Raw genomic sequence first — 6706 nt, forward strand, 5'->3', positions numbered from 1 at the left:
GCCGTACTGGTTTAAAGTTAATCCACTATAATCTGCCAACAGGTTTTCAAGCCCAGAAATCGCGCGGCGGGTCGAGGACGGGTTTGACGATGCCGGTACGGACGGCGAAGTCGCCGAAGCCTTCGTCGTCGAGGCGGTTTTGCGCCCAGTTGCCGACCCAGCCGTCGACGATTTCGAGGATTTCGGGTTCGGTAATGTTTTCTTTAAAGAGACGCGGGATGCGTGTGCCTTCGCGGTTGCCGCCTGCGTAGAGGTTGTAGCGGCCGACGGCTTTGCCGACCAAACCGATTTCGGCAAGCATGGCGCGGCCGCAGCCATTGGGGCAGCCGGTGACGCGCAGGACGATGTATTCGTCTTCCAAGCCGTATTTGGCGAACATTTCGTCGATTTTGTCGGAGAACGACGGCAGGAAGCGTTCGGCCTCCGCCATCGCCAGCGGACAGGTCGGCAGGGCGACGCACGCCATCGAGTTTTCGCGCTGGATGGTGATGGATTTGCTGATTAAGCCGTGTTCTTTGGCGATTTTGTCTATGGTGTCTTTCAGCTCGGGCGGGACGTTGGCGACGACGAGGTTTTGATTGGCGGTCAGGCGGAAGTCGCCGGGGTGGATTTTGGCGATTTCGCGCACGCCGGTTTTCAACGGCCTGCCGGGGTAGTCGAGCAGGCGGCCGTTTTCGATAAACAGGGTCAGGTGCCAGTTGCCTTCGAGTCCTTTAACCCAGCCGATGTGGTCGCCGCGATGGGTGAAAGCGTAGGGGCGGATAGGTTCGAACTTGATGCCCATGCGCTTTTCGACTTCTTCTTTGAATACTTCGACGCCGACGCGCTGGAGTGTATAGCGGGTACGCGCGGCTTTGCGGTCGCTGCGGTTGCCCCAGTCGCGTTGGGTGCTGACGACGGCTTCTGCGGCGTTGAGGGTGTATTCAAGGGGGACGAAACCGAATTCGTAGGAGGTGTTGGGGTAGGTTTTGGTGTTGCCGTGTTCGCTGGACAGCCCGCCACCGACAAGGACGTTGAAGCCGACAAGTTTGCCGTTTTCTTCGATGGCGACGAAGCCTAAATCGTTAGAGTGGATGTCCACATCGTTATCAGGCGGGATGACGACGGCGGTTTTGAATTTGCGCGGCAGATAGGTTTTGCCCAAAATCGGCTCGACATCGTCGGCGATTTCTTTGTTGCGCGGCTCGGTCGGTTCGGTGGTGAACACTTTTTCGCCGTCCAGCCAGACATCGGCGTAAGCCATGGTTCGCGGCAGAAGGTGCATACTGATGCGTTTCGCCCATTCGTAGGCTTCTTGGTGCAGCGGGCTTTGGACGGGGTTGCTGGTGCAGAGTACGTTGCGGTTGACGTCGCTGGCGGTGGCGATGGAATCGAGGCCGAGTTTGTGCAGGGACTGGTGTGCCAGTTTCAAATCGGTTTTTAAAATGCCGTGGTATTGGAAGGTTTGGCGGTTGGTCAGGCGGATGGAGCCGTAAATGGTGTGGTCGCCGGCAAATTCGTCTATGCCCAGCCACTGCGCCGGCGTGATGATGCCGCCGGGCAGACGGCAGCGCAACATCATGTTTTTTAAGGGTTCGAGTTTTTGATCGGTACGCTCGGCGCGGATGTCGCGGTTGTCCTGCTCGTACATACCGTGGAAACGGATGAGCTGGAAATTGTCGGCGGTAAAGCCGCCGGTAAAGTCATCGGTCAGGTCTTGTTTGATGGTACCGTGCAGATAATCGCTGCGGTCTTTCAGGGCTTCGTTGCCGGAAAGCGGGGTATCGGGCAGCTTGGCGCGCGGGTCGGCGGTAGTGGTCATAGGGTGCTCCTTATTCTCAGTTTGGAGCTACTTTAATCAGGTCGTCTGAAAATGGGAAAGAATGGTTTGTTCGATTTAAAGATGATTTCGTTATATGAATCTGATGTTTTCAGACGACCCCGGGTAATCTAAATTTTGCCAATCGCACTGTTTGTTTGGAAGCCAACACATTCATTTCAAAGTCAAGTTAAGCTATAATACCCGCCGACACATACCATCTCTCCCACCTTATCCCATGCAACTTACCGCCGTCGGACTCAACCACCAAACTGCGCCTTTGAGTATACGCGAGAAGCTGGCATTCACCGCAGCAAGCCTGCCCGAAGCCGTCCGCAACCTTGCTCGAAGCAAAGCAGCGAAGGAGGCAGTAATTCTATCGACCTGCAACCGCACCGAGCTTTACTGCGTCGGCGAAACCGAGCAAATCATCGAATGGCTGGCGCAATACCACAACCTGCCCGCCGAAGAAATCCGCCCCTATCTTTATACCTTGGACAACAACGAAACCATCCGCCACGCTTTCCGCGTTGCCTGCGGATTGGATTCTATGGTATTGGGCGAGCCGCAGATTTTGGGACAGATTAAAGATGCTGTGCGTGTCGCACAAGAGCAAGAAAGCATCAATACCAACCTCAACGCATTGTTTCAAAAAACGTTTGCCGTTGCCAAAGAAGTGCGTACCGACACCGCTGTCGGCGAGAATTCCGTTTCGATGGCTTCCGCATCCGTCAAGCTTGCCGAACAGATTTTTCCCGATATCGGCGATCTGAACGTTCTATTTATCGGCGCGGGCGAAATGATTGAATTGGTCGCCACCTATTTCGCCGCCAAAAGTCCCAAACTCATTACCGTTGCCAACCGTACCTTGCCGCGCGCCCAAGAGTTGTGCGACAAACTCGGACTGAATGCCGAGCCTTGCCTGCTGACAGAGTTGCCCGATATCCTGCACGAATACGATGTCGTCGTTTCCTCTACCGCCAGCCAGCTCCCGTTGGTCGGCAAAGGCATGGTGGAACGCGCATTGCGCCTGCGTCTCAATATGCCCATGTTTCTGCTCGACCTTGCCGTTCCGCGCGATATCGAAGCCGAAGTGGGGGAGCTGGGCGACGCTTATCTCTACACTGTTGATGACATGATGGGCATCGTTCAAAACGGCAAGGAGGCCCGCCAAAAAGCGGCTGCCGAAGCCGAAGCTATGGTGGAGAAAAAGGTCGGTGAGTTTGTCCGCCAACAACAAAGCCGCCAAAGCGTCCCCCTTATCCGCGCCCTGCGTGACGAAGGCGAACGCGCCCGCAGGCAGGTTTTGGAAAATGCGATGAAACAGCTTGCCAAAGGTGCATCGGCGGAAGAGGTATTGGAGCGGCTCTCCATCCAATTGACCAACAAACTCCTCCACTCTCCCACTCAAACCCTCAATAAGGCAGGCTCGGAAAACAGCAATCTGGTCGATGCCGTTGCTCAAATTTATCAATTGGATCAACACGATTAACGATTGGAAAGGTCGTCTGAAAATTTTCAGACGACCTTTCCGTATGCCTCTCTGCCTTATCGATTAAATCCCCAAAATCCGTATCTCAAATATCTGAAAACTTATGCAGACACTTTATCTTGCCTCCGGCAGTCCGCGCCGCCGCGAAATCCTTGAAAACTTAGGCTACCAAATTCAGCGCATTCCCGCCGATATCGATGAAACGCCATTTCTTGACGAAAATGCCGCCGATTATGTTCAGCGTATGGCGAATGAAAAGAACGCAGCCGCCGTCGCCCAATGGTTTGCGCAACATGATACGCCGCCCGAATTTCCCATTCTGACCGCCGATACCACCGTTGCCTATCAAAACCATATCCTCGGCAAACCCGAAACCCAAGAGCATGCCGCCGCAATGCTTGGGCAGTTGTCAGGGCAAACCCATCAAGTACTGACTGCCGTATGCGTTTATTGGCAAGGCGAAACGCGCAGCGTCTTGCAAACCAGCGATGTGCGTTTCAAAACCTTATCCCCTGACGAAATCTTTGCCTACATTCAAAGCGGTGAGCCGATGGATAAAGCCGGTGCATACGGAATCCAAGGCTTGGGCGGCGTGTTTGTCGAGCATTTGCAGGGTAGTTTTACCGGCGTGATGGGACTGCCCGTTTATGAAACCGTCGGTTTACTGAAGCAATTTGATTTGTCTGTTCCGCCTTTTCCCTGAGGTTTGGGCTGTTCAGTTGCAGTAAAAATCATCAATCTTCTTTGTTTGTCTTTATGGCTGTATTTTTTAGATTTAAAAAAGAGTAAAAAGAAAATGAAAAAAATCGGTTTGTATTTATTCATATTGTTGTTTCCTGTGTCAGTAAGCGCCAATAGTTACGAACCAATTGGAGATAAAAAGCAATCGATTGAAATAAATAATTTTTTTAGTGACGTAAAGAAGGAAAATATTACGTCTTATGAGGAGGGCGATTTTATTGTCGTTAGGGTTGATGATTTTGGCGGGAGATTTTATGAAGAATATTACATAAAAAGGAATGGGAAGTTATTGATTTTAGATAAATTGAAAACGATTAGTCTGCATAAGGAAGATTTTGACGTTAAATCTTTAGAGTGCAGAAAAAATATCCATAAACCCATAAAAGATTATGATAGGCAGACTGTTTTAAAGATGCATGGTGAGAAATGTAGAACTTTTTATGCACTTGAAAATACATTGAACGATTTAGAAGAGTATGTCAAAGACCACTCGGGTTTTGATATAGATAAAAGTAGAATGGATTGGTATCTTGACAGGTACCCGATTAATCAGAAAAATATTGCAACATATAATAATATTGCATTTTATCTTAATAATCAGGAGTATCATCAGTCTGCAATATATCTTTTACATAAGATTATTAAGACATCCCCAGACAGAACTGTTGCATACTTAAATATTGCAGATGCGTATTGGGATTCAAAAGATAAACGGAATGCGAAAATATTTTATAAAAAATACCTCTCCCAAATAAAGAAAACCGGGGAGAAAGCCTCCGTTCCTTCTCGGGTATCTAAAAGGATAGCTCAATAAATCTTATGACGGATTGAGGTTTTGTATAGTGGATTAAATTTAAACCAGTACGGCGTTGCCTCGCCTTAGCTCAAGAGAACGATTCTCTAAGGTGCTGAAGTACCAAGTGAATCGGTTCCGTACTATCTGTACTGTCTGCGGCTTCGTCGCCTTGTCCTGATTTAGAGTTAATCCACTATATGGGAAAAGCTGTGATAAACCGTAGACTTGAATAATTCTCAGTAATGAAAAAGGTCGTCTGAAAACGCTAACTTGGTTTTCAGACGACCTCTTTGTTTGTCCACTTACGTCAATTACTCAAGCGATAACGCGGATATTTTGTCTGTCTTGTTTGAATTTGATCTTCAGTATAGAGGGCAGCAGGTTGTCGAAATACCAGTGTCCGTTCGGCAGCTCCAAGGCTCCTCCGGCGCAGCGCATGATGACGCGGCGGCCTGATAATTCGTCTGTTTCCGTGATTTCCACTTCATGCACTTTCCCCCAGTCGGCAACAGGCAGCTTGGATGCCATGGCATGAATTCGGGTATTTTGTTCTTCGATTCCGTCACCTTTATGGCATGTCCCATGGCACTTGCCGACAGCCTGCACGGGGCATAACGCTCCCTTTGCGTGACTGACCGGCAAAATGTTTAAGGCATCGGGACAGAAATTATGTTCTTGCGCCCAGATGTTCAATGCGCGTTTTGCCGCTTTTTTGTGGATAAACAAACCGTAAGGGCGGGTGGTGCTGCTGCCGTTGTCTAGCGGCACAATTCGTGCTTTCAGTATGCCATGTTCGTCGGGGATGAACTTAACAGTCATAAATGTTTTGGGATTCAATTGCTTGAGGAGAAATGGTGCAGATAACTCCTCTTGATATTCCTGCATAACCTGAGCTTTCAACCACAAGGCATGCAGGCTCCCTACTGCGGGGATGAATTTCACATCTGCAGCATTTTGAATATAGTGCAAGCCTTCTTTGCTGTGGAGTAGGGCGGCGATTTCGCTATACGTTTTTTCATACGCCTCGACGGACAGCACTTTTCCTGAATAGTCAAACCAGACAAGTACGCCTACCGTATCGGGTAATGAATAGAGTTTTGCCGTCAAAGAATCGGATAGCTGCGTCGGCAGCATTTTCGGATTCATCAACGCACGGCAATGATTGTCCCATTCTTCGGAGGTTTTCTCTTTCAGGCTGTGTTCCAAATAATCGGCAAGCGCCAAAACATCGGCTAACGCACGGTGACGAGCGTCCGTTTGGATTCCCATCCTGCTGATAATACTGTCAAGATTGTGTTTATAAAATTGAGGGTACAGACGGCGGGACAGTTGGACGGTGCACAATGCCGGAGCGGCAAAATCGATGCCTGCACGACAAAATTCATGGCGCAGGAAGGTGTAGTCGAAACGGCTGTTGTGTGCCACGATCAACGAGCCGCGTAGTAAAGGCAGTATGTCGGGGGCAATTTGGTCGAAAGCGGGAGCCTGCGCCACCATTTCATTGGTAATGCCGGTCAGTTGGACGACAAATTCAGGAATCGGCTTTCCCGGGTTGATCAATTGTTCGTAATGTTCTACCCGGCCGTTTTCAAAGCGCAGAAAAGCAATTTCCGTCACCCTGTCTTGATACAGATTGCCGCCGGTAGATTCTAAATCAACGACCACAACAGGGCGGTTCAATCGGGTAAAAGCTTCCGATAATCTCAACCAGCGAGAAAGATGAAACATCCTAAATTCCTGAAAATTCACACAACAGGGCAGTATTCTACACTTTGCACATCGTTTATCCAAGAAAACCCTTGACAAGCCCTGTATGGGAAAATATAATCCAAATCTTTCTTTCAGTGCACCCGTAGCTCAGTTGGATAGAGTATCTGGC

At 49.6% G+C, this 6706-nt stretch carries 5 protein-coding genes; 3 read left to right on the forward strand and 2 right to left on the reverse strand.

Annotated elements, in window-relative coordinates:
* Positions 1–46: 46 nt before the first annotated feature.
* Positions 47–1801, reverse strand: coding sequence for an assimilatory sulfite reductase (NADPH) hemoprotein subunit (cysI, locus tag HMPREF3050_RS05290; protein ID WP_070773856.1), 1755 nt, complete (start codon positions 1799–1801; stop codon positions 47–49).
* Positions 1802–2036: 235 nt separating this feature from the next.
* Here cysI and hemA point away from each other — a divergent pair, with 235 nt between their 5' ends.
* The 3 genes from hemA (at position 2037) to HMPREF3050_RS05305 (ending at position 4845) form a co-directional block, all read left to right on the forward strand.
* Positions 2037–3290 (forward strand): glutamyl-tRNA reductase, encoded by a 1254-nt coding sequence (hemA, locus tag HMPREF3050_RS05295; RefSeq protein WP_003761773.1) that lies wholly within the window; start codon positions 2037–2039, stop codon positions 3288–3290.
* A 103-nt stretch (positions 3291–3393) separates the two neighbouring features.
* A complete protein-coding gene (locus HMPREF3050_RS05300; RefSeq protein WP_070773858.1) occupies positions 3394–3993 on the forward strand; it encodes a Maf family protein in 600 nt (199 codons plus the stop codon).
* 93 nt (positions 3994–4086) lie between these two features.
* A complete protein-coding gene (locus HMPREF3050_RS05305) occupies positions 4087–4845 on the forward strand; it encodes a tetratricopeptide repeat protein (RefSeq protein WP_070773860.1) in 759 nt (252 codons plus the stop codon).
* A gap of 297 nt (positions 4846–5142) precedes the next feature.
* On the opposite strand, the gene HMPREF3050_RS05310 is transcribed toward HMPREF3050_RS05305, so the two are convergent.
* Complete coding sequence (locus tag HMPREF3050_RS05310) at positions 5143–6555, reverse strand: 3'-5' exonuclease family protein (RefSeq protein WP_070773862.1); 1413 nt, start codon at positions 6553–6555, stop codon at positions 5143–5145.
* Between the last annotated feature and the right edge of the window lie 151 nt (positions 6556–6706).

The sequence above is a fragment of the Neisseria sp. HMSC065D04 genome, assembly GCF_001815675.1.
Taxonomy (GTDB): Bacteria; Pseudomonadota; Gammaproteobacteria; order Burkholderiales; family Neisseriaceae; genus Neisseria.